The 22,914-nt window shown below is 61.0% G+C and carries 21 protein-coding genes; 6 read left to right on the top strand and 15 right to left on the bottom strand.

Annotation, left to right across the window (positions count from 1 at the left end):
- Positions 1–39: 39 nt before the first annotated feature.
- The 10 genes from G552_RS14585 to truB form a co-directional block, all read right to left on the bottom strand.
- A complete protein-coding gene (locus G552_RS14585; RefSeq protein ID WP_051195639.1) occupies positions 40–897 on the bottom strand; it encodes a type IV pilus twitching motility protein PilT in 858 nt (285 codons plus the stop codon).
- Between the two features lie 63 nt (positions 898–960).
- Entirely contained in the window at positions 961–2,208 is a 1,248-nt protein-coding gene (locus G552_RS0101965) for a murein hydrolase activator EnvC family protein (protein WP_027881487.1), read from the bottom strand.
- Positions 2,205–3,065 carry a cell division protein FtsX gene (locus G552_RS0101960; protein ID WP_027881486.1) on the bottom strand — a complete coding sequence of 287 codons (861 nt, stop codon included), beginning with the start codon at positions 3,063–3,065 and terminating at the stop codon, positions 2,205–2,207. Before G552_RS0101960 ends, G552_RS0101965 begins: the two co-directional genes overlap by 4 nt.
- A gap of 41 nt (positions 3,066–3,106) precedes the next feature.
- On the bottom strand, positions 3,107–4,357 hold the full coding sequence (locus G552_RS0101955; RefSeq protein WP_027881485.1) for a glycerate kinase type-2 family protein: 1,251 nt from the start codon (positions 4,355–4,357) through the stop codon (positions 3,107–3,109).
- 18 nt (positions 4,358–4,375) lie between these two features.
- Positions 4,376–5,632 carry a glycolate oxidase subunit GlcF gene (gene glcF / locus G552_RS0101950; protein ID WP_027881484.1) on the bottom strand — a complete coding sequence of 419 codons (1,257 nt, stop codon included), beginning with the start codon at positions 5,630–5,632 and terminating at the stop codon, positions 4,376–4,378.
- A gap of 10 nt (positions 5,633–5,642) precedes the next feature.
- On the bottom strand, positions 5,643–6,713 hold the full coding sequence (locus G552_RS0101945) for an FAD-binding protein (RefSeq protein WP_027881483.1): 1,071 nt from the start codon (positions 6,711–6,713) through the stop codon (positions 5,643–5,645).
- Entirely contained in the window at positions 6,706–8,148 is a 1,443-nt protein-coding gene (locus G552_RS0101940; protein WP_027881482.1) for an FAD-linked oxidase C-terminal domain-containing protein, read from the bottom strand. The genes G552_RS0101945 and G552_RS0101940 overlap by 8 nt, the downstream gene beginning before the upstream one ends.
- Before the next feature lie 176 nt (positions 8,149–8,324).
- Positions 8,325–8,945: a deoxynucleoside kinase gene (locus G552_RS0101935; RefSeq protein WP_027881481.1), complete on the bottom strand. Its 621-nt coding sequence runs from the start codon at positions 8,943–8,945 to the stop codon at positions 8,325–8,327.
- Positions 8,946–8,947: 2 nt separating this feature from the next.
- Positions 8,948–9,562, bottom strand: coding sequence for a deoxynucleoside kinase (locus G552_RS0101930; protein ID WP_027881480.1), 615 nt, complete (start codon positions 9,560–9,562; stop codon positions 8,948–8,950).
- A 97-nt stretch (positions 9,563–9,659) separates the two neighbouring features.
- Positions 9,660–10,595, bottom strand: coding sequence for a tRNA pseudouridine(55) synthase TruB (truB, locus tag G552_RS0101925; RefSeq protein ID WP_027881479.1), 936 nt, complete (start codon positions 10,593–10,595; stop codon positions 9,660–9,662).
- A 229-nt stretch (positions 10,596–10,824) separates the two neighbouring features.
- Here truB and G552_RS0101920 point away from each other — a divergent pair, with 229 nt between their 5' ends.
- Genes G552_RS0101920 through G552_RS0101900 form a run of 5 tightly spaced genes read left to right on the top strand, consistent with a single transcriptional unit; the run spans position 10,825 to position 14,861 of the window.
- A complete protein-coding gene (locus G552_RS0101920) occupies positions 10,825–11,979 on the top strand; it encodes a DegT/DnrJ/EryC1/StrS family aminotransferase (protein ID WP_027881478.1) in 1,155 nt (384 codons plus the stop codon).
- 41 nt (positions 11,980–12,020) lie between these two features.
- A complete protein-coding gene (locus tag G552_RS0101915) occupies positions 12,021–12,827 on the top strand; it encodes an enoyl-CoA hydratase/isomerase family protein (RefSeq protein ID WP_027881477.1) in 807 nt (268 codons plus the stop codon).
- A 41-nt stretch (positions 12,828–12,868) separates the two neighbouring features.
- Positions 12,869–13,711 carry a pseudouridine synthase gene (locus G552_RS0101910; RefSeq protein ID WP_036270139.1) on the top strand — a complete coding sequence of 281 codons (843 nt, stop codon included), beginning with the start codon at positions 12,869–12,871 and terminating at the stop codon, positions 13,709–13,711.
- Complete coding sequence (hpt, locus tag G552_RS0101905) at positions 13,623–14,147, top strand: hypoxanthine phosphoribosyltransferase (protein ID WP_027881475.1); 525 nt, start codon at positions 13,623–13,625, stop codon at positions 14,145–14,147. The genes G552_RS0101910 and hpt overlap by 89 nt, the downstream gene beginning before the upstream one ends.
- Before the next feature lie 36 nt (positions 14,148–14,183).
- Positions 14,184–14,861 (top strand): queuosine precursor transporter, encoded by a 678-nt coding sequence (locus tag G552_RS0101900; RefSeq protein ID WP_027881474.1) that lies wholly within the window; start codon positions 14,184–14,186, stop codon positions 14,859–14,861.
- Here G552_RS0101900 and G552_RS0101895 read toward each other — a convergent pair.
- The 3 genes from G552_RS0101895 to G552_RS14575 form a co-directional block, all read right to left on the bottom strand.
- Positions 14,848–16,026, bottom strand: a complete 1,179-nt coding sequence (locus G552_RS0101895) for a glycosyltransferase family 4 protein (protein WP_027881473.1) — start codon at positions 16,024–16,026, stop codon at positions 14,848–14,850. The two genes, G552_RS0101900 and G552_RS0101895, sit on opposite strands and share 14 nt — an antisense overlap.
- 133 nt (positions 16,027–16,159) lie before the next feature.
- Positions 16,160–17,086, bottom strand: coding sequence for a polysaccharide deacetylase family protein (locus tag G552_RS15790; protein ID WP_051195638.1), 927 nt, complete (start codon positions 17,084–17,086; stop codon positions 16,160–16,162).
- Between the two features lie 135 nt (positions 17,087–17,221).
- The gene (locus G552_RS14575) at positions 17,222–18,601 is read right to left on the bottom strand and encodes an O-antigen ligase family protein (protein ID WP_051195637.1); all 1,380 of its coding nucleotides are present in this window, start codon (positions 18,599–18,601) and stop codon (positions 17,222–17,224) included.
- A gap of 100 nt (positions 18,602–18,701) precedes the next feature.
- Between G552_RS14575 and opgC the strand changes: the two genes are divergently transcribed.
- Entirely contained in the window at positions 18,702–19,808 is a 1,107-nt protein-coding gene (gene opgC, locus G552_RS0101880) for an OpgC domain-containing protein (RefSeq protein ID WP_027881472.1), read from the top strand.
- Here the strand turns inward: opgC and G552_RS0101875 are convergent.
- The gene (locus tag G552_RS0101875) at positions 19,805–21,382 is read right to left on the bottom strand and encodes a right-handed parallel beta-helix repeat-containing protein (RefSeq protein WP_027881471.1); all 1,578 of its coding nucleotides are present in this window, start codon (positions 21,380–21,382) and stop codon (positions 19,805–19,807) included. The two genes, opgC and G552_RS0101875, sit on opposite strands and share 4 nt — an antisense overlap.
- Before the next feature lie 204 nt (positions 21,383–21,586).
- Positions 21,587–22,873: a lipopolysaccharide biosynthesis protein gene (locus G552_RS0101870; RefSeq protein WP_027881470.1), complete on the bottom strand. Its 1,287-nt coding sequence runs from the start codon at positions 22,871–22,873 to the stop codon at positions 21,587–21,589.
- Positions 22,874–22,914 lie beyond the last annotated feature (41 nt).

Below are 22,914 nucleotides of genomic sequence, written 5' to 3'. Positions count from 1 at the left end.
AGGTCCACGCCGGGGTGCGCTACGAGGACGGCATCGAGGTCACCCAGGAGGAGGTCGCTGCCTGAGCAGGTTTACACACCTATTGACGGAACCTCGTTGGTGGATGATGCCTAAAAGACTGTCGGCTAGCAACACCCGGTGAATGTTGCGCTCACCTGGACTGAAAAGCTCGAGCATCCGGCTAATCACGCTGCTGCTGTCGTTGGAGACAAAGGTGGAGAGCACCAGGTGGCCGGTGTAGACTGCGTTCAACACCGCTGCAGCGGTAGCTTGGTCGCGTATCTCCCCAATGACAATCACATCGGCATTCTGGCGCATAGCAGCCAGGAGGGCTTTTTCGTAGGAGACGGCATCAGAGCCAATCTCGCGCTGAATGACCGCCGAGCGTTTGGGGCGGTGTAGGTATTCGATGGGGTCTTCGATCGTGACGATAACCCGGGTGTGGTGGGTGTTGATTTCGTCGACTAGCCGAGCTAAGGTGGTGGACTTCCCGGCTCCAATAGGGCCTGTAACCAGTACCAAACCCCGTCGCTGCTCGCGGAAGAACGCTAGGTACGCGGGGGCTAAGGCCACCTTGTTGAGGCTGTCGTCTTTGCCACTCAGGATGTGCAGCACTGCGCTGATGGAGCCGCGCTGATAGAACAGGTTTACGCGCAGCCGGGCCAGACCTGGCAGGCTGTAGGCCACATCCACCTGACGGAAGGTGCGTAGGCGGGCTTTTTGCTGAGGGCTGCAGATTTTCTCGGCTAAGCTTTGGGTGAACTCAGGGGTGATGGCGCTTTGCGTGACGGTTTTTAGCTCATCGCCGAAGCGGGCCAGTACCGGGATACCGGCGTGTAGGTGGATATCAGAAGCGCCCCGATGCACCAGCAGGGTCAGGAGTTCTTCAAAATGCATACGCGCTCAAGGGGCAGACTACCACCTTTTGCCTTGCCGTGTGCCGGTTTTTGCATCGCTGCCTCAATAGAAGCGGGAGGGGTCTACGTAGCGAAAATTGCCATTGTCTTCAATAAAGATGACCCGGAACCACATCTGGTTGCTGGGGATGAGCACCCCGCCTCCGGTGAATCCGATGACCTGGCCCTGGCTCACCCGCTGGCCTACCGAGACCCTGGGCTCGAGCACGTTGACGTACTGGGTGGCGATCTGGTCGGAGTGGCGGATGGTGAGGGTATAACCCAGATTGGCGATGAACAGGCTATCGATGACCACCCCGTCGGCGGCGGCCACGATGGGGCTCGAGGCCTCGGCGCCCTGGAGGGTCTGCCAGTCGTTGCCCTGGTAGCCATATGGCTCGGCGATGCGTCCTCCCCGCAGGGGAAACTGCAAAGCCCCCACCAGCGCCTGCGGCACCGGAGGCAAAGGCCGCACCTGGCGGGCGGCCTCCTCGCGCCTGCGACGCTCCTCGGCCTCGCGACGCCGGCGCTCCTCCTCGGCCCGGCGGCGCTCCTCAGCGATGCGGCGCAGTTCGGCGGCGATGCGGCCTTGCAGCGTGTTTAGCTCGGCGCGGAGCTGGGCCTGGGCCTGGAGGGTCTCGCGCAGGATGACCTGCCGGCCTAGCTGTTGTTGGCGCAGGTGGGCTAGGGTGAGCTGTACCGCCTGGCGATTTTGCCCCAGGGCCTGGATGCGGGCCTCGCGCTCCGCCTTGCGTTGGTTTAGGGTATCCACCAGCAGCTCCAAACGGGTGCGCTCCTCCTCGAGCCGGCCTAAGGTGGTTCGGATGCGCTCCATCAGGCCGGTCTGGTGCTCTCCCAGCCGGCCTACCCAGCGGCTGCGCACCGCCAGGTCGGTGAAGGATTCGGCCCGCAAAAGGGGCAGGTAGCGCCCAGCCTGTTCGCGGTGCAGGCTTTGCAGTAGGGCCGAGAGCCGCTCGCGCAGGCCCTCCAGTTCTTTCTGCAGGGCGGCGATGCGGGCCTCGGCCTGTTTTTTCTGCTCTTCCAGCAACGCGATCTGCCGCGTTAGTTCGGCCCGCTCACGCTCGAGGCGGGTGATCTCGGCCTCGAGGCGCCTTAGCTCCTGAAGCTGTTGCCGGGTGGCCGCGTCTAGGCTGGCCAGTTCGCGGTTGAGCTGCTCGATCCGCTGTTGCTGGAGCTGCTGCAGCCGCCGGTTTTGCTCGGCCTGCTGCCTGAGCTGCTCTAAGGTGGGCTGGGCCAGCCCTAAAGCAACCCAGCCCCACACGAGAATCAGCGCCAGGAGGATGAGTCTCATAGGTCAGCCTCCCGCAGGTAGGCCCGGCTGGCCAGGTAGGCCCCCATCCCACCCAGCAGCAAGGCCAAAAGCAGTAAGGCCCCGGCGGCCTGGGCGAGGTCATTGCGGGAGAGCACGGGCACAAAAGGCAGGAGGTTTTGCAGGCCCTCGGCCAAAAAGCGGTAGGCCCCCACGCCCAGGCCCAGGGCCACCAGGCTGGCAGCCAGGGTGAGCAGAAGGCCCTCGGCTACAAAAGGCCCCTGGATGAAGCCCCGGGTGGCCCCTACCAGCTGCATTATCCTCAGTTCCTCGCGGCGGTTCTCGATGGACAGACGGATGGTGCCCATCACGCTGAAGAGCGTGTCCAAAAGCAGCAACACAATCAGAATGTTCACCGCCAGGCGCAGGCCCGCCAGCACCCGCACCAGCTGTTCGGTCAAGGCTCCGCCGTACTCCACGCTCTCTACCCCTTCCAGCCGGGCCACCCGGCGGCCTACCTCGCGTACCGCCTGGGGGTCGGAAAGCCTGAGCCGTAGGGTGTCGGGCAGGGGGTTTTGGATAAACTCGCGGGCCTGGGCTAGGTAGGGGTAGTCGAGCTGGAGGGTGGCTAGGGCCTCCTCCTTGGTTTGTAGCCGGGCCTCGCTCACCTCGGGCCAGGTTTTAATCTGGCTGAGCAGGGCCTCGGCCTGGGCTTCCGGTTTGAGAAAAGCCGCAATTTCCAGCTCGCGCTCGAGGGTGGCCACTACCCGATCCAGGTTCCACAGCACCAACCCCAGCAGAAAAAGCAGCGAAAAGGAGACCAGGGCGGTGAAGAAGGTGGCCAGGGTGCTGGTGGGGTGTTGCCGCAGTGAACGCAAAGCCTGGGATAGGGCGTACACGGGTTTCAGTCTACCGGTTGCCCTTGGGTTTTGCGTGAACGTTACCTGACGACCAGTATCCGTAGGTCGTTGAGGTTGTGGGCGGTCTCCCCGGTGATGAAAAGGTCGTCCAGAGCCAGGAAAAAACCGTAGGCGTCGTTGTTTTGTAGGAAGGCTTTCAGGTCTAGACCCATACGCTGCGCCCTAGTCCAGCTATCGGGCCCCAGGATGGCCCCAGCAGCGGGGGTGTGGCCATCAATGCCGTCGGAATCAGCAGCCAGTGCCCAAAGACCCTCCTGGCCTAGGTAAAAGGCCAGCCAGGCCAAAAATTCCTGGTTGCGCCCCCCCTGGCCGGAGCCCCGCACGGTGACGCTGGCCTCGCCCCCTGAGAGGAGCACCACCGGTGGGGCGAAGGGGGTGTGGTGGGCTCGGATGGACTGCACCAGGTTGGCGTGGAAGCGGGCTAGCTCGCGGGCCTCTCCCTGGAAGCGGTCGGAGAGGATCACCGCCCTATAGCCCTGGGCCTGCCAGTAGGCACGGGCGGCCTCGAGCAGGGTCTGGTTGCCCCCGATCAGGCGGTTTTCCACCCGAGCGAAGAGGGCCTCCTTTGGTTTGGGCGACTCCGGTAGGCCGCCTTGAGCCCCTAAGGCCAGGTGGGCCCGCACCTGGGGGAAGTCCAGGCCGTACCGGTCCAAAACCGCCAGAGCCTCGGCGAAGGTGCTCTTATCGGGCAGGGTGGGCCCGGAGGCCACAATCGAGAGGTCGTCGCCAGGGACGTCGGAAAGATAAAGCGCTAAGATGCGCGCCGGGGTGGCCGCGGCCAGCCGCCCACCCTTGATGCGGGAGAGGTGCTTGCGCACCGCGTTGATCTCCTGGATATCGGCTCCTGAGCGCAACAGAGCCTGGGTCAGGGCTTGTTTGCTGGAGAGCGTTAGGCCCCAGGGCGCGCACAAGAGGGCACTGCCACCCCCTGAGACCAAAAGCAACAGTAGATCGTGGGGTTTTAGGCGGGCCACGGCCTGCAACACCGCCTCCCCAGCGGCCACGCTCCGGGCATCCGGCAGGGGATGGCCGGCGGGGAGCACCTGCCCGTGGGGGGGGAGGTTGGGCTGCAGGCCTTCCTGGGCCTTGGGTACGGTGATGAAGGGTACCCGGGGAAAGCGCTCTAGAGCGGCTTGCAGCATGCTCAAAGCCGCCTTCCCCACCGCCACGATGAGGGCGGGGGTTTCTTCTGGCAGGTGTTGGGCGGTGAGGCGGGCGGGGTGGGTCTGGGCTAAAGCCCAGCGAAAGCCCTCCTTAAGCTGGGCGCGCACTGCTCTATTCTACGGGTTTTAGCCGAAGTAGGCCCGCTCGAGCAGCTCCACCGTATGCAGTACCGGCAGGGGTCGGCCCAGCCGCCGCAGGTGGGTTTCGATCTGGGTAAAGCAACCTATGTTGCCGGTAACCACCAGTTCGGCCCCAGTGGCCAGGATGTGGCGGGCCTTGCGCTCACCCAAGGTGGCAGCCAGGGCGGGTTGCTCGAGGTTGTAGGTGCCCGCCGAGCCACAGCAGAGCTCGCCTTCAGGAATCTCCAAAAGCGCCACCCCAGGGATGCTTTTCAGGAGCTGACGTGGCTCGCTCCGCACCCCTTGGGCGTGGGCTAGGTGGCAGGCGTCGTGGTAGGCCACCTTGAGGGGCTTAGGTAGGGGGGGAACCTCCTTTAGCCCCAGCTCCACCAGGAAGACGGAGACATCCTTTACCTTGGCGGCCAGGGCTTTAGCCTGGGCCTCTTCCGGCTGGCCGCGGAAGAGCAGGGGGTACTCCTTGAGGCCTGAGCCGCAGCCAGCGGCATTCGTGAGGATGGCGTCGAAATCCCCGGCGAAGGCCTGGAGGTTGGCCCGAGCCAGCTTTAAAGCCCGCGCCCGCTCGCCTGTGTGTAGGGCTAAAGCCCCGCAGCAGCCCTGCCCTCTGGGCACCACCACCTCCACCCCGTTGTGGGCCAGCACCCGCAGGGTGGCCCGGTTGAAGCCCGGCTGCAAGACCTGCTGGGCACAGCCAGCCAGCAGGGCTACCCGGGCCCGCCGAGGGCCTTCCGCCGGCACCACCTCGGGGAGGGGTTCGCTTTGGGGTAGACGCTCGGGCAAAAGCTCGAGGGGGGCTTTGAGCGGGGCCGGTAGCAGCGGCTTCATCCACTTGGCGAACTGGCCCAACCGGGCGGCAGCGCGGAAGCGGGAGGGGTAGGGAAGGGTTTCCTGTAGGGCCAGGCGGAAAAGCCTTTGAAAAGGGGAACGGTGCCGCTTGGGCTCGCTAAAGCCGCGGTAGGTACCGATGAGTTCGCCGTAAGGCACGCCACTGGGGCAGGCGGTCACACAGCCCAGGCAGCCCAGGCATTTGTCCAGGTAGGGCTGGGCCTCCTCCGGCGCTAGGCTACCCTCGAGCACCTCCTTCATCAGAAAGATGCGCCCTCGAGGGGAGTCCATCTCCTCACCCAGCACCTGGTAGGTAGGGCAGGCCGGCAAGCAGAAGCCACAGTGGACGCAAGCCTCGATGGCATGGGCCATGATCTCGCCCTGGGGGCCTAGCTTTTCGCTGTCAATCTTATGCTGCATATTCCCTACCTCAGGCCAGCCGGCCCTGGGGGTCGAGGGCGGCGGCCACTTTCCGAGCAAAGACCTGTGCCAAGTCTATGCCAATCTGGGGCTGGGGTGCTGTGCCGCGTAGTACCAGGCCGGAAAGGCCCTGGGCTTTCAGCAGGGCATCTAGCTCCTCCAGCTTTCCCTCCCAGGCTAGGTAGAGCAGATTGCCCGCGCAGAGGTAGCGGCGAGGGGCCGGGCCCAGCACCCGCTCTAAAGCGGGGATGCGGCGGGCGGTGAGGGCCACCTTGACCAAGGCCCCTGCCCCCAAGTGGCCTAGGTCGTTCAGGCCCTGCCAGTAGGCTACCTCGGCCTCCCCCTCCCGTAGCTGGCCAGGCTGCCCCAGAAAGGACTGTAACCGCTCCAGTCGGGCCGGTAGGGCCTCGCTCAAACCGCCCAGGCGCAACACCAAGGTGGCGGGGGGCACCAGATCGAGGGCGTAGAGCTCAATGGGCGAGCCAGCCAAGCGATAGAGGGTCTCTAGCGCCTCCTCGAGCCGGGGGAAGGCCACCTCGAGGGTGCAGGTGGCTTTGGGCGCGGGGAAGACCTTAAACGCCAGCTCAACCAGCAGGCCCAGCCGGCCTAAGCTGCCCACCATCAGCTTGGGCAGGTCGAAGCCAGCTGCGTTTTTCACTACCTTGCCCCCACCCCGTATGCGCCGGCCTTCCCCATCGACCAACTCCACCCCTAAGATGAAGTCCCGCACCCCGCCGTAGCGCTGGCGCATAGGGCCGGAAAGCCCCGCAGCCACCGTGCCTCCCAGGGTGGCTCCCTGGGCCAGGAAGGGTGGGTCGAAGGGCAGGTACTGCCCGTGCTGGGCCAGTAGGGCAGCCACCTCGGCTAGAGGGGTGCCAGCTCGAGCTACCACCACGTACTCGCTGGGGTCGTACTCCACCACCCCTCGCAGGCCGCCCATCTCCAGCAGGGTCTGGCCGTTTTGCGGGGTGGAGAGGGCCGGTTTGCTGCCCCCACCCCGGGCCCGCAGCCGGGGATAGGCCCGCACAGCCTCCTGCACCTCGGCCACACTGGTGGGGCGCAGGGGCTGGGTCTCACTCACGGGCTATCACCCCAGCTTTCTCTAGGGGGTGGGGGCCGCTGGGTGGCCGGTGAGGGGGATGGTCACCAGGGAACATCTTGCCCCGGTTGGCCAGCTCCAGGGGGTCGAGGGCCTGCCGGATACGCTGCATGGCCTCGAGGTCCTCCGGGGTGAACATGCTGGGCATGTAGGCTTTTTTCTCCATGCCCACCCCGTGCTCACCGGTGATGGAGCCACCCAAGCGCACGCATAGTTGGAGAATCTCTCCGGCCAAGGCCTCGGCCCGCTCGAGTTCACCCGCCACCCGCCCGTTGTACAGAATCAAAGGGTGTAGGTTGCCATCGCCGGCATGGAAGACATTAGCCACCCGCAGGCCATAGCGGGCCGAGAGGTTTTCGATTTCGGCCAGGGCCTGGCCCAGTTTGGAGCGGGGCACCACGCCATCCTGCACCAGGTAGTCGGGCGAGAGACGCCCCACTGCGGAGAAAGCCGCTTTGCGCCCCCTCCAAATTTTCAGGCGTTCCTCCTGGCTCTGGGCCACCCGCACCTCGTAGGCCCCGGACTGGCGGATGACCTCCTCCAGGTAGCGGGCCTCGGCCTCGACCTGGGGGGCCTCGCCCTCCAGCTCCACGATCAGTAAGGCCCGGGCCTCCCGGGGATACCCGGCCTGCACCGCGGCCTCCGCGGCCTCTATGGCTAGAGCATCCATGATCTCCATGGCCCCCGGTAGAAGTCCCGAGGCTACCACCGCAGCTACCGCCTGGCCAGCCTTTTCCAGAGCGTCGTAGGCGGCCAGAACGGTGTGGTAGGCCTCGGGTTTGGGCAGAAGGCGCAGGGTGATCTCGGTGACAATGCCCAGAAGCCCCTCGCTACCTACGAAAAGGCCCAGCCAGTCCGGGCCGGTGTTCTCCAGGCTTTCGCTGCCCAGTACCACCGTTTGGCCATCGGGCAGCACCACCCGGGCAGCCAGTACGTGGTTGGAGGTCATACCGTACTTGAGGCAGTGGGCCCCACCGGAGTTGAAGGCCAGGTTACCCCCGATGGTGGAGACCGGTTGGGAGGAGGGGTCGGGGGCATAGTACAGGCCGTAGGGGGCAGCGGCTTGCGAGACCTGCAGGTTGATGAAGCCTGGCTCCACCACCGCGAGGCGCTCCTTGGGGTCTAGCCGCAACAAGCGGTTCATGCGGTTGAGGCCGATCACCAGCCCGCCCTCCACCGGCAAGGAACCGCCCGAAAGGCTGGTACCGGAGCCTCGAGCCACATAGGGTATCCGATGGCGCACACACCAGCGCACCGCTTCGACCACCTCTTCGTGGCTCTCGGGCAGCACCACCGCCAAAGGCTGGGCGCGGAAGGCGGTAAGGGCATCCGAGGCATAGGGGGCCAGCTCGCCGGGCCGGGTGAGCAGGCGGCCTGGGGGGAAGAGGCCTTGGAGTTCGCTCAGAGCGGGGTTCATGCGATTTTCTCCTGTTCTGTAACCCTAGGCGGGCGCTTGGCGTGCTTTGAAGCTAGTTAGCCCTCGCAATTTTGTCAATACGCCTTAGGCCAGGAAAAATAGAGCCTACTTTGCCAAAGCATATTGGCATTGTAAAAACCGCTGTGTGTCCATCCGCAAAAACACCGCTGGGCCTCCTATACCAGGGGCCGGCTCAGGCCATAGGCCTCCAGCATGCGAAACAAAAGCTCGCGAGTTTCCTCATCGTCGGCGTAGTTTACGCTGTCGCTGGAAATCACCAACACCGGCGAGAGGTCGTAGGCCCTGATCCAAGCCTCGTAAAGGCGATTGAGCGAGGCCAGATACTCCGCCGGGATGCCCTGCTCATAGGCCCGTCCCCGCCGGGCGATGTGGGCTTGTAGGGTCTCCACCGAGGCTCGCACGTAAATCAGGAGGTCGGGTTTGCGCAAAGCGGGTTCGATGCCCTCATAAAGGGCCAGGTAGGTTTGCCAGTCACGTTCGGAAAGGTGGCCCGAGACCCGTAGGTTCTGGGCGAAGATAAAGGCATCCTCGAACACCGTGCGGTCTTGCACCACGTGCAAAGCCGGGTTGATCTGCCTTAGGTGTTGCTCGAGCCGCTTAGCCAGGAAAAACACCTGTGAATGGAAGGCCCAGCGCCCCATATCGGCATAAAAATCGGCCAGGTAGGGGTTTTCGTCCACGGTTTCATAGACTGGTAAAAGCCCATAGCGTTCGGCCAATAGCCCGGTCAGGGTGGATTTACCAGAACCAATGTTGCCCGCGATGGCGATGTACATACCTAGGCTTTATAGGGGGCGGGCACTTCCAAGCGTTGTTGTACCTGCCGTACCACCCAGTCGCGGTCGGCCTCCGAATCGGCAAAGTCGAAGGCCTGGGTCTCGAGCACCCACAACGGGTGGGGATAGGTGGCGAAGTGCTGCTCGTAGTGTTCGTTTAGACGCGCCAGGTAGGCAGGGTCCATCTGTTTTTCAAACACCCGCCCCCGGCGGCGGATGCGCTCGAGGATCACGGGTAGCGGTGCGCGCAGGTAGATGGTCAGGTCGGGGGTGGGAATGCGGGGGGCCAGCTGGCGATAAAGGTCGCGGTAGAGTTCCCATTCTGCCCCCGAGAGGTTCATGGAAGCAAAAATGGCATCCTTGTCGAAAAGGTAGTCGGCCACCACCCCACGGGTAAACAGGCTGGGCTGGGCTAGGGAAAGGAGCTGCTTGTATCTCGAGAGCAGAAAAAACACCTGTACCTTGAAACCCCAGCGAGCGGGGTCTTGGTAGAACAGGGGCAGGAAGGGATTTTCCTCCACCACCTCGAGTAAACTCTCGGTTCCTAGCCGCTCGGCCAAAAGCCGGGCTAGGGTGGTTTTGCCCACCCCTATCACCCCTTCCACCGCCACATACATCGGCTTAAGGCTAAGCGCTAAAGGCCCCAAGTGGAAGTCTTGACAAATGGGCTGGTTTGCTCAAAGCAAAACACCGAAGCCATCCAGAGGTATTCCTTCAAGCCCCTTCCTTGAAGACCCGCCGGATACGCAGCTTAAAGCCATCCCCTTCGGCCATAGCCACCAGCCGACGTCTGGGGCCGACCAGGGCGACCAGGCCCTTGGCCGGGATGGGCAGGGGAACCCCCTCCATTACCCGGCGAACCTCGGTGTGGGAGAGCTCCACGCTGGGGCAGGAGAGCACCTCCAGGGCATCTAGGGTTTTGCGAACATCCAGGTTTTCTACCTCCTGGGCTTGCTCGAGGCTTACCCGGCCCACCCGGGTGCGCACCAGGCCGGCTAGAAAGGCCTTGCTGCCTAGCTGCTCGCCTAGGTCCCGAGCAAAAGCCCGGATATAGGTTCCCGAACCCACCACCAGTCGGATGACCGCTGTAGGATAGTCGCCCAGAGGTTTGGGCAGCTCCACCTTGCGGCCCCGCTCGGCAATCCTCCAGCCTGCCGCAGAAGGGGCAATGCGGTAGGCAACAGGAGCGGAGTCGTAGGCCAGCAGCGTGACCTCGTGGTATTTGACCGCTCGAGGCTCGAGGGCCAGGGCCTGCCCCTTGCGGGCTGCCTCGTAAGCTTTGACACCCTTAACCTTCACTGCCGAGTAGGCCGGGGGCACCTGCTCGCTGAGGGTTAGGAAGCTGGGCAAGGCAGCCTCAATCTCGCGCAGGGTGGGCCGCTTAGGGCTTTCCTCCACGATTGGGCCTTCGGCATCCAGGGTCTCGGTGCTGACCCCGAAGGAAACCCAGGCGATGTACTCCTTCTCCTCGGCGGAGAGGAAAGGTACCAGCTTGGTCGAGGTTTCCACCGCCAGCAGCAAGACCCCTGTGGCCAAGGGATCGAGGGTTCCGGTGTGGCCCACCCGACGGGTTCCCAAAAGCCTACGAGCCATATCCACCACGTCGTGCGAAGTGTGGCCTAACGGTTTGTTCACGGCATAAAGGGCCATGCTAGCGGATTCTACCCAAGAAACGCTCGCTTGGGGTAGCAAAGCGGCTGAAGGCTCCTGTAGACCGGGGCAACCTGGGTAACGCAGAGCTTAACGAGAGGGCTCAGCATAGATCCGGGTTCTCCTGCGTATTGAAGCCTTATAACCAAGGGTTGGCCGAGGAACCTTAACGACCTGTAACACAAAGGCCAGTTATATCTTCTCCGCTGCTCTTGCTAAGCTGAGTTGTATGCGCAGCACTTTTTTGCCTTTTTCGCCACCGCTTATCGGAGAGGAGGAAATTGCCGAAGTGGTGGATACCCTGCGTTCGGACTGGATTACCACCGGGCCCAAAACCAAGCGCTTTGAGTCGGAGTTTGCCCGCTACGTAGGAGCGCCAGCAGCACTGGCCCTCAACTCGTGTACGGCGGGTTTGCACACCTCGCTGGTGGCTTTGGGTATAGGCCCAGGGGACGAGGTTATCACTACCACCCTTACCTTTGCAGCCTCGGTCAACGTGATTGAACATGTTGGGGCCCGCCCGGTTTTGGTGGATGTGGAGCCGGATACCCTCAACCTAGACCCGGCTTGGGTGGAGCGGGCCATCAGCCCCCGGGCCAAAGCCATTATGGTTGTGCACCACAGCGGGCACCCCGCCGACCTGGACGCCCTGCGGGCCTTGGCCGACTCGTGGGGGCTGGCTCTGATCGAGGATGCGGCCCATGCGGTGGCGGCCCGTTACAAAGGCCAGCCCATTGGCTCGAGGGCTAACCCGGTGGCCTTTAGCTTTTATGCCACCAAGAACCTGACCACCGCCGAAGGGGGCATGCTCACAGGGGATGAGGCCTTGATCGAGCGCTGCCGGGTGATTGCCTTGCACGGGGTGAACCGTGATGCCTGGAAGCGCTACGGTAAGGAGGGGAGCTGGTACTACGAGGTAGTGACCCCCGGTTTTAAGTACAACATGACCGATGTGCAGGCCGCGCTGGGGCTGGTGCAGCTACGCAAGCTCGAGGCCATGCAGGCTCGCCGGCGCGAGATTGTCGCGGCTTATCAGAAAGCTTTCGCCCCTTTGGAGGTCTTTCAAACCCCGGTAGCCCGCCCCGAGGTAGAGCACGCTTGGCACCTCTACGTGTTGCGCTTGTGGCCCGAGCGCTTGGGTATGTCCCGCAACCAGTTCATCGAAGAGCTTAAGGCCCGCAACATTGGAACCTCGGTTCACTTTATCCCCATTCACCTACACCCTTACTATCGCGACAAATACGGCTTCAAGCCCCAGGACTTCCCCGTGGCCTACGACAGCTACAACCGCATGGTCAGCCTTCCGCTTAGCCCCCGCATGAGCGACCAGGACGTAGCCGATGTGATAGAGGCCGTGCTCGAGCTGGCTACGACAAAGGCCTAATGCCTAGCCTGGCTTGGGCGTCCGTAGCGTACACTTGGGGCATGAGCTGGCAACAGCAGTACCGACGCTTGAAGTTTACCCAGCCTAGCGAAAGGGTGCTGGAGGTGGTGCTGTCCAACCCTGGGCGGCTAAACGCTGCCGATAGCCAGATGCACCGGGAGCTGGCCTATGTGTGGCGCGATATCGATGCGGACCAGAGCATCGCGGCGGTGCTGGTACGGGGGGAAGGGGGTGCTTTTAGCAGCGGCGGCGATTTCACCATGATCGAGGAGATGATGCAGGATTACCAGGCATTGCTGCGGGTTTGGAAAGAGGCCCGCGACCTGGTCTACGGGGTGGTGAACTGCGCCAAACCCATCGTCTCAGCCATCGAAGGCCCTGCAGTGGGGGCTGGGCTGGCCGTGGCCTTGCTGGCCGACATCAGCGTAGCGGGTCAGAGCGCCCGGATTTTGGATGGCCACGTGCGGTTGGGGGTGGCCGCGGGGGACCACGCGGTCATGCTCTGGCCCCTGCTCTGCGGGCTAAGCAAGGCCAAGTACTACCTTCTGCTCAATGAACCCCTTTCAGGCCAGGACGCCGAGCGCATCGGTTTGGTGTCTAAGTGTGTGCCGGATGACGAGGTCTACCCTGAAGCGCTTCGCATCGCCCAGAAGCTGGCCCAGGGTTCACCCAGTGCCATTCGTCTGAGCAAATACGCCCTTAACAACTGGTTACGCATGATGGGGCCTAACTTCGACACCTCTTTGGCGCTGGAGTTCATGGGGTTTCTAGGGCCTGATGCGCGGGAGGGCCTGGCCTCGCTGCGGGAAAAGCGTCCACCCCGTTTTGCTAAAGAATCCCCCTTATAGCCGAGGGCGTGGGCGGGCTTTCCCGCGCTATTATGGTGTTTATGCGCCTGCAGCAGTTTCTGGCCCGGGCGGGTATCGCCAGCCGCCGCAAGGCAGAGGATTTGATCCGCGCTGGGCGGGTTTCCATCAACGGCCAGGTGGCCAGCCTAGGGGCGGTGGTGGGCCCGGGCGATGTGGTGCACTTGGATGGTGAGCGGGTGCGCCTGCCCCGGAAGCAGGTGGTCATTGCCTTGCACAAGCCCAGGGGCTACACCACCACGCACGAGGACACCCACGCGGAAAAGCGGCTCTACGAGCTAGTTCCTTCCTACCCAGGGTTGCACGCGGTAGGCCGGTTAGACAAGGACACCGAGGGGCTGCTTTTGCTCACTACCGATGGGTACCTGACCCATCTGCTCACCCACCCCCGCAACCGGGTACCCAAGCTCTACCGGGCCTGGTGCAAGCCGGGAAAGCTAAGTAAGGAAGCCTGTCAGAAGCTGGTGCAAGGGGTGTTGTTGGGCGATGGGCTGGCCCGGGCCCTCGAGGCCCGTCCGGCCAAGGGTGGGGTCAAGCTAGTGCTGACCGAGGGGCGTAAGCGCGAGGTGCGGCGCATGCTGGGTAAGCTGGGCTATCCGGTGGAGCGGCTGGTGCGGCTGGCGGTGGGGCCAGTGGAGCTGGGCGACCTCGAGGCCGGCCAGTGGCGCTACCTAACCCCAGAGGAGGTCAAGGCCCTGTACGCCAGCGCAGCTCTCCCTCCGAAGCCCCAGCCCTATGTACGTCCTCTGGGGGGTGGCGTACAATCGAGCCGTGAGCGTGTTTCGACCCGGGAATGGCAAGGTGCAGATCAGCCAGGATCAGATCGCCCGGCGCATCCGCGAGCTAGGCGAGCAGATAAGGCTTGATTACACTGGCCAGGAGCCACATTTGATCTGCGTGCTAAACGGGGCGTTTATATTCATGGCCGATCTGGTGCGGGCCATTGACATGCCCTTAACCATGGACTTTTTGGCCGTATCCTCTTACGGTAGCGCCCAGCAGACCAGCGGTGAGGTCGAGCTTCTCAAAGACCTACGCATGCCCATTGCCGGTCGGGCTGTGATCATCGTGGAGGATATCGTGGATACCGGCATCACCATCAACTACCTCCTGCGCCTGCTCGAGGCCCGCCAGCCGGCCTCGCTGAGGATTGCGGCGCTGCTTTCCAAGCCCTCGAGGCGCAAAGTCGAGGTGCCCATCCACTACCTGGGCTTCGAGATCGACGACGCCTTCGTCTACGGCTATGGCCTCGACCGTGGCCAGTACGACCGCAACCTGCCCTTCATCACCTCCCAGGCCTAGCTTGCCTGGACTTTTTTGAGCTTGCCTCTGGTTCGTATGAAAAACTACCGCTACCTGGATCTCATCACAGCCTTGTTTGTGGTGGTGTTGGTGGTCTCCAACATTGCCTCTACCAAGGTGGTGCTGTTCGGCCCCTTCACCTTCGACGGTGGTACGTTGCTGTTTCCTTTGGCCTATATTTTCGGCGATGTGCTCACCGAGGTTTACGGCTACAAAAGAAGCCGCCGGGTAATCTGGACGGGTTTCTTCTTGCTTTTGCTCTCTACCCTCACCTTTGGCCTAGTCAATGCCTTACCTGCTCCCAGCGACGAATTTAGCCAAAAGTCCGCCGAGGCTTTCGCTACCATTTTGGGCCTAGTGCCCCGTATCGTGCTGGCTAGCCTGGTGGCTTACTGGGTGGGGGAGTTCGCCAACAGCTATATCCTGGCCCGGCTTAAGGTGGCCACCCACGGGCGCTGGTTGGCCCTGCGTACCATTGGCTCGACGCTGGTGGGCCAGGGCTTGGATACCGCTATTTTCCTGCTGGTGGCCTTTTATGGTATTTGGGACAACAGCCTGCTCTGGACGGTGTTTGTCTCAAACTACATCTTCAAGGTAGGCATCGAGGTGCTGTTTACCCCGATGACCTATGCAGTGGTGGGCTACCTCAAACGAGCCGAGCAGGAGGACTACTACGACCGCCACACCAACTTCAACCCCTTCACCTTCCGCTAGGCCAGGACATTCCGGCAGCCTCTCGATATATGTCCAGTAGAATCTGTAGGTTTTGTTTGGCCGAGTAGCGGGTCTCGAACTCCCTGCGGGCGTTTGTGCGCATCTCGACCAGCTTGTTAGGCTGGCTGGCCAACCAGCGTACCTTCTGGGCTAGGTCGGTAGGATTGCCCACTTCAAACAGCAGGCCGCACTCGTTTTCCCTGACTACCAGCGGCATGGAGCCATAGTTGCTGGCCACCACTGGAAGGCCGGTAGCAAAGGCTTCAGCTAAGGTCATGGGAAAGCCCTCGTAAGTAACCGAGGGGAAAACTAAAAAGGCCGCATTTTGCATCAACTCGAAAATCTCCTGGCGTGGTCTGCGGCCCAGCCACTCGGCCTGCGGCATGGACTGCACAGCCTGGGCCACCATAGGGCCGAGTGGGCCATCCCCGGCTATCTTGAGGGGAATATCTAGGTTCTTCCAGGCCTCGAGGAGAACCTCAATGCCCTTTTCCGGTGAAAGCCGCCCTACAAACAGGGCATAGCCTCCCTGTCCGTTCCCAGCCCCGGGGTCAGGGTGCACAAAGTTAGGCTTGAGCCGGATTTTTTGGGCATCGATGCCGCCGCTGGCAAACACCGAGCGCTCGTACTCGGTGAGCACGATGAAGCGGTCGATCTTGTCCTTCCAGGTGCCTATCATGCGATGCAGAACCAGCATGGAAGCCAGCACACTCGAGGCTGCCCTATTGCGATAGCACGCATGAACAACGCCTGGCCAAGGGATGCCCTTGCCCAGGCATAGCCGGCACTCTTGGCCTTTCCGCTGCAAAGTGGCGTTCAGGCACAACAGCCGGTAGTTGTGCAGGGTCTGCACCACCGGGGTGCCCTCGGCCTTGATGGCGTGGTAGATGGCCGGGGAAAGCAGGGGAAAGGTGTTGTGTACGTGCACCACGTGGGGCTTGTGCTGGGCGACCAGGGCCCGCATCTGGCGGTAGGCCTCCTGGTTCCACAGGGTTACCTGGGCCAGCTTTAAGGGCCCCATCTGGGCCAGCACATCGTTGTGGGCGGTATGTTCGATGACCTCGAGCCCGGCTTCGCGCAGCATGGTCTTCTCGGCCTGGAAAACCTGGTCTTCTCCTCCAGGCTGCTGGTAAAAATTATGAATCATCATGACCCTAACGCTCATCTAGCAATCCTCCGCGAAAACTTTTTCTGTGCGCCTATTTGGCCAGGCCCGCACAAGTATATCCCCTCGGCGTCAACCGATTGGCCTAACCTGCCTGTGAAGTGGGCGAGCCCAAGTTTTCTGCCTGACGCAGCTATAAAAGACCGAGAATCCGGCAGTGAACCAGCTCCATCCAGGCCTGCTGTTCAAGCAGAGCAACCGCCAAAGGATAGGGCTTATTGGCCTGGCGAGAAGCGCGCAACGAGAAGCGCCAGTCCTGGTACCAGCCAATCGGGTCCCAGGCCCCGCCCACAATGGCCTCGAGTTCGGCCAGGCTTTCTCTAACCATGATAAACCTAGGGATGCGAAAAACCGGCTCCTGTGCCCGCACCCCCCGCCAGCAGACCATAGCACCTCTGCTGTACCCCAGCGCTTCGGCGATCTGGGTGGTGGTGAGGTCGAAGGCTTTCCCCGGTACGCCAAAGGGGTAGGCCACGCTCTGGATGGGCTGTCCCAGGAGGTCCTCGAGGATGGTTTTGCTGCGGCCCAGCTCTTCTTCTTGTTCCCGTGCGCTCAAGCTGAGCAGGTTGCGGTGCGAGTGGGTATGGGCCCCCACACGCATCCCCGCGGCGAAGAGTTCACGCAGGGCTTCCGCATCCATAAAATCGTTCGCTGTGGTCTGGAAGGTGCGGGCAAAGATGTCCAGAATCACCGGGTCGCGCTCTAAAAAGCCGGTGGAGATAAAAAAAGTGGCTTTCAGGCCATACTTTTGCAGTAGTGGAACCGCGAACTCCAGGTTGTCGCGGAAGCCATCGTCGAAGGTGATGGCCACCCGGGGTTTGTGGCTGGCGGGGCCGCAGACTTCGGCAAAATCCACCACTTCACAGTGGGCCGCTAGCCATTCCAGGTGCTGCTCGAAAACCTGGGTGGGAGTGGAGTTGAAGAAAAGCTGGGCCGGCCTGACCGAGTGGTAGTTCAAGACCAGCGTGCGTCTTTGTGGGGAGCGCACAGCCCTCCCCAGCTGGTAACCTTTGACCAGGGCCTGGCGTAAGGCGCGTAGGGGCAGGCTGTAAGGGTTCATATCGACCTTCGGGATCCCGCTTGGGGATGGTTATTGCGCAAAAACAACAACGCTCAGTGAGCGATTTTTTGCATTGTACCAGCGCCCCATCGCACCCGGCTGACTTTTTGACCGCGCCACGTTGGGGTGGGTGTTTTACGAAAGCACATAAGGCTGGCGGGAGGGGGTGGGGTAGGCCCCCTGGCCCAGGGCCCGGCCCAAGAGCGGGCGGCTGGCGGGGTTGGCGTAGACCACCACCGCAGCAAAGCCCAGCCCCATCAGCAGCCAGAAGGGCACGCCACCCATGGGGCCCTCGAGGAAAACATCAAAACTGGCATTGACCAAGAAGGCCATCCAGTAGCAAAACAGCCACACGAACAACTTAGACCACAGGTAATCCCCATTTCGGGCAGCCTGCCACCGGGCTTTGAGCACCACCCAGGCCCATCCCACCAACATCAAGAGCCACAACGCCAGCCCAGGCACCCCCGAGCGGGCCAGAACGGTCATGTGGCTGTTGTGGGGGCTGCGCAGGGACTGTTCCTTGTCCACCTGAAAGCCATCCACTGTGGCCAGGTTGATGCCGTAGCCCTTGCCAGTCCAGAAATAGGGGCCGTACACGGTGTAGCCCACAATCTTTTCCCACCACATTAGGCGCCAGCGACGGTTGGCATTGACGTTGCCAGCATCGTTTTCCGTTTGCAAGACAATGCTGAGCAGGTTGGTCGCAATCTGCTCGACGCTCACCGGCCTCGAGCCCACCAGTTGCGTAGAAGACAAAACCGTGAGCGAAATCAGGGCAAACACCACAAGACTCAACACCCCCCCTATGGCCAGCCCCACCACCCTGCCATTGATCCGGGGGAACAGACTGGCTAAGGCCAGCATGACCGCCAGTACAAAGGACAGGGTTCCACCCCGGTTGGCCGAGGCAGTGAAGCCAAACACTGCGGTTACCGAGAGAACCCAGAGCGGTGCGTGCAGCACAGCCCAGCGCCAAGACAACACCAGCCCCAGCAGCACAAACACCACTACCCCGGCTAGGTGCACCCCGGTATCGCCAAACTTTAGCGCCACCAGGGGAACTGTGCTGCCAGGTAAGCTGGGCAGCGGAACTTTGAGCAGCTGGAGCACGATTGCGGGAATAATCAGCAAGGGGAATAACAGGGCAAAATAGCGATAGTAGCGGATCAGGATAAAGAAGACCGCGTGGTTTTTCAAAACCAGGCCAAAAATCAAAAAAGCGAACAGGGAGTAACCCCAGAAAGCGGCATCCCGAAGGGCATTGAGGCCGTATTCGCCCAGGTAGGGCAGGGTTTGTAAGAGGCTCCAGAACACAAAAGGCCACACCAGCACCACCGGCCAGGCAAAGGCCCGCCGCAATACGCTGGGATTGAGCAGGGCCACCAGCAGCCCCAGGAGTAACACCAGCTCGGCTGCATACAGAGGAGGAATGCCCAGGTAAGCAAAGCCTTTCCCCAGCAGGGTGTAGCCCAGGAAAATAAATGCGATCAGTTCTATAAATAACCTGAGCATAAGCAAAGACTCCTATTGGCCTGATTGTATTACGGCCTCGAGAGGGTCAAGGGGGCAAATCCGTAAGGCCACGACCTCGAGCCGCTCTACAATAGACGGTATGCTTCCTTGGCTAAGGAGCCTGTATTATCCCGATACCACCAAACGGGACCTGCGCATCGACTGGCTACGCGGCTATGCCCTATTCGTTATGGCAATCGACCACATCGTAAACGATAGCTCCCTGTTTTACTCGCTCACTGGGCGGGCCAACTTCTACATCAGCGCCGCCGAGGGGTTCTACTTTATCTCGGGCCTGACCCTGGGCATCCTGGCCACCCGGCAGGGTCTGTACAAATCCCTCGAGCACACCCTGTGGCGTACCTGGGTGCTGTACCGAACCACGGTGCTGATCTGCTTGGGCTTTGTTCTGGCCAACGACCTGGGTCTCGAGGTGTGGTACGACGACTGGGACAAATCGCAGAACCTGCTCGAGTTCGCCGCCGGAGCCCTGACCCTCTACAACGACTACAACGGCTCAGGCATCCTAGCGCTCTACGTGTTGTTCATGCTGCTGACCCCCCTGGCCCTACTGTTCATGTTTCGTGGATTCACCTGGGTCGTCGTGCTGGCCAGCCTGGTGACCTACCTGCTCAGCCAGACGTACCCCGATCTGGTAAGCACCCCCATCAGCACGCTGTTTTTTGAAGGGGCCTGGCAACTGTTGTTTTTCGGCGGCCTGGTGATCGGCTTTCACCGCGAGGGCCTGAGCCGCTTCTGGGCCAAACACCCTTACTGGCGCGACGGCCTGGGCGGGCTAGTACTTTTGACTGCCACTTTTTTGATGGTGGTGAAGGTCAGAGGCTGGTGGCCTGAGCTAGACCGGTTGGCAGTAGGAAACGAGGCCCAGCAGCACCTGGTCTGGCCTCGGCTGCTGCTGGTGCTTCTGTATCTTCAAGCTTTTTACCTGCTGGTTACCTGGTTCTGGAGACCGCTTAATTGGCTTGCTGGTTGGCTTTTGCTTCCCCTGGGGTCGGCCTCGCTGTGGACCTTTACCTGGCACCTGCTCATCATGCTGCCGCTTTACAACCTCTTCGACTACGCCGCCCTGACCTCCAATATCTGGGTAGGTACCGTTTTCCACGCCCTGAGCTTGCTGGTCATCTGGGCTTCCATCCTGCTCTACCGCCGCTGGCGTAAGGCGGGTTTGGGAGGGGCTTCCGGCTAAAGCGGGTTTTCGCGCTCTGGCCGTAGGGGCATTCCTGCATTCCGGAGTATTGCTTCTAAATCTGTGCGGTTGATTTCCTGGCTGCCACTGCCCCCGCCAGGGGTTGCCCTGAAGCGTGTAATATCGGATATTTCTCCCTCCCAGGCAAAGTTGACCCGGTAGGTGATGTTTTGCGCCGATAGGGTGGACTCACGATAAAAGCGATTATTATCGCCAGAGTTAGTGCCATTGGTGTATAGTGAGCGGCTGGCTGTATCGGTGAGCCACCCCAGCGCGTAGTCAAGCACCCCAATAGCCTTGACCGCAACGGTGTTGCCTTCCACCCGTACGCCGTTGACCTCGGTAGCATCGTGGTCTGGGCGATCCTGCTGGATTACCGAGATGCCGTCAGCGTTCCAGGCCACCACGTTGTTGCGTACCAGGCAGTGAGAAGAGTTTTGCACCAGGATTCCTGCTCCCCAGCCCCACAGCGGGAAACCAAAGCCATTCCCCCAAGCTTTGTTGTTTTCAATAGTGCAATTTCGACTTACCTCGTACTGTATACCAGCCTTCCAATTGTTGTACACACGGTTGTTACGAAAAACCACACCATCGCAGTGAATGTCACACCAGAAGCCCGAACCTCTATTCTCGTACGACTCGTTGTCCTCTACCAAAAAATCTTTCACCAAAGTCCACTTGCTGCCCCCAGCTTCCCAGTCGGTGTCAAAATCTTCCGTATTGTTGCGGTAAATTTTATTGCCGCGAATCACCATTCCCCTTCCCACATCCCCTGCAAGGCCCAGCTGACCGTTGTGGTGAATCCGGTTGCGCAAAACCTGAGCCCCGTCTCCGTTGGTTTCGATACCAGCCCCATGAGCATAGGCCACGTCGTTGTCCTCAATAATCCAGCGGGGCCCTCCCCCGTCAAAAATGCCCCCGTGCTGTGCGTCGACCCCAGCGTGGCGAAAAATGAAGCCCCGAATCCTGACATCGCCTACCTTGTTGATGCCCTCAATCCAGCGGTAGCGGGTGGTGACCTCCACCGTACGGTTGGTGGGATCGCTGCCCAGATAGATTTTCCCGTTTCCCACATAAAAATCCCCTGGACCCACCGCACTTAGGCTGGTTTGCTGAAATAGGGGTTCGCCATCGATGAAGACCTGGTCGGGGTACTGACAGCGCCCATTGCTTCCAGGACGGCAAACCCCGCGGATGATGCGATTAAAGCCAGGGTTGTAGGCTCTGGTCCAGTAATTGCCCTCCCGAACCCAGCCCGTCCAGATATCAGAGCCTTTGATGGTCGCTCCTGGCTCGCCTAGTAGGGCAAGTGGTTTATCGATTCGTATGCTTTCTCGATAGGTTCCAGCGGCTACCCAGATGACGTCGCCAGGGCGGGCATTGCGAACGGCTTGGGCAATGGAGCCAAAGGGCCTTTCCTGGCTGCCATCCCCCCCACTGGCCCCGGCCTGAACATAGAGGGTAGGGGTTAGGGGAGTGGAAGGCGGGCTCTGTCCTGGTGGGCTAAAGACCAGTGAGGTTTGGCCACAAGAACCTAGTAGTAAAAGGGCCAGAAGGGGGGTACCGGTCTGCATGATTGCCTTTAGAAAGGAGCGGGTTGATGGAAACCAGATTATTTTGCTGTCTGTTTGACGTGGGCGCGGTCTCACTTTTGCCAGGATGGCACGGCTAGTTGCAAGAAAAGTTAAGCGGAAGATAAAGAGATGTTAGGTTACACCGGTTTTTGTGGACTAGAATCAGCCTACATTTTAGCCCAACTTATGTCCCATACGTTGATTTCAACGCCTGGCGTGCCGACCAAAGCTTAGCCAGAGGGCCAGGGCCATAGCAGCTAGCAAAATCTGGATAAAAAGAATGGATAGCACAGCTCCGTGCAATTCAAAGCGTTTTATGAGAAATCCCCCAAGGACAGCCATAGAAATGGATGCAATGGCGTACAGCCAGGCAATCCAGCGCGGCTGTTCCAGGGCCCGGAAGGCACTAAAAAACACTTCGCCAAGCCAGGTGAACAAGGGAACTAGGGCGAACCAAGGGAGATAGTGGCTTATATTGCGATAGTTTGTTCCGTATAGCAGTACGAAGATAGGGTCGTGCAACCAAGTCATGCCTATCCAGACTATTGTGCTAATGCCACAGAAGAAAAGCGCATAGCGCCACACCATTCTGTCCAGTGCAGCTAGGGAGCTAGCCCGGGCAAAAGCCGGTAGCATAAGCGAGTTGAAAGCAGATAAGAAGCTATTGACGGGAGCGATAGTGTTTTCCAGTACACGCAGCTCTGCCACCGCTTCTAAGCTGTGTGTGCGCAGCAGCAGAAGGTAGGGTAGGCTGGATACCACTACCCAAAGAAGACTGGCGGGTAGTCCCCAACGCCCATAGCGCCAATGGTAACGCAGTACCATGCGAAACAGGGAAAACCAAGCGGTAAACTGCCGCAAGGGGCTGGGTGTGAGTTCTGGACTCGAGCCTCGTTTCCACAGAAAAATGACCCAGTGTCCCGAAACCAGCGAAGCCAGGCCCATTAGGGTCATGGCGGTTAGAGCATTGAGCCAGGAGACCTGCTGCAAAGCCAGGGTCGACAACACGAAGAGGGGTAGGTAAATCAACCCTCCCAGTGCCGAGAGCTTAGGGACCAGATTGGCGTAGCAGATCCGCCGGGCTAGCATCCCGTACTGTACAAAGGGCAGCGCTACCGCCAGCCCTAGGTAAACGCCTCTAAAAGCCGTATCGGTTTGAAGCCAGGCCAGCACAAGAAAAACCAGCGACGCTAATCCGGTTAGCAACCAATGCAGCTGTACAACCTGCTGCTGGTATATGTGAGGCGCAAGGCGGAAGCGGCTAGGTGTGTAGACGGCCAGCGGCTCAGTGATGAGTGGGTTTTGTACTTGAAAGCCGATCAGCAGCACCAACCAGCCTACAGCGAAAGCCCCGTACTCAGCGGGCTCGAGCCAGCGAGCCATGAGGGTGTTGGCCAGGAAGTTGGAAACGCCATACAAAGCCTGGTCAATCAGTGCCCAACCTGCTTGCTGGGTAAAGCGACGACCTGGTTTGGGAAGCTTATCTAGCACGAACAGCCTACTTCTGCATGCTATAGGTAGGAGGTTAAAAA

Origin of the sequence: Meiothermus rufus DSM 22234, assembly GCF_000423425.1 — a bacterium.
GTDB lineage: Bacteria > Deinococcota > Deinococci > Deinococcales > Thermaceae > Meiothermus > Meiothermus rufus.
The sequence above is the reverse complement of the archived record's forward strand: the minus strand, read 5'-3'. Positions and strand labels throughout refer to the sequence as shown.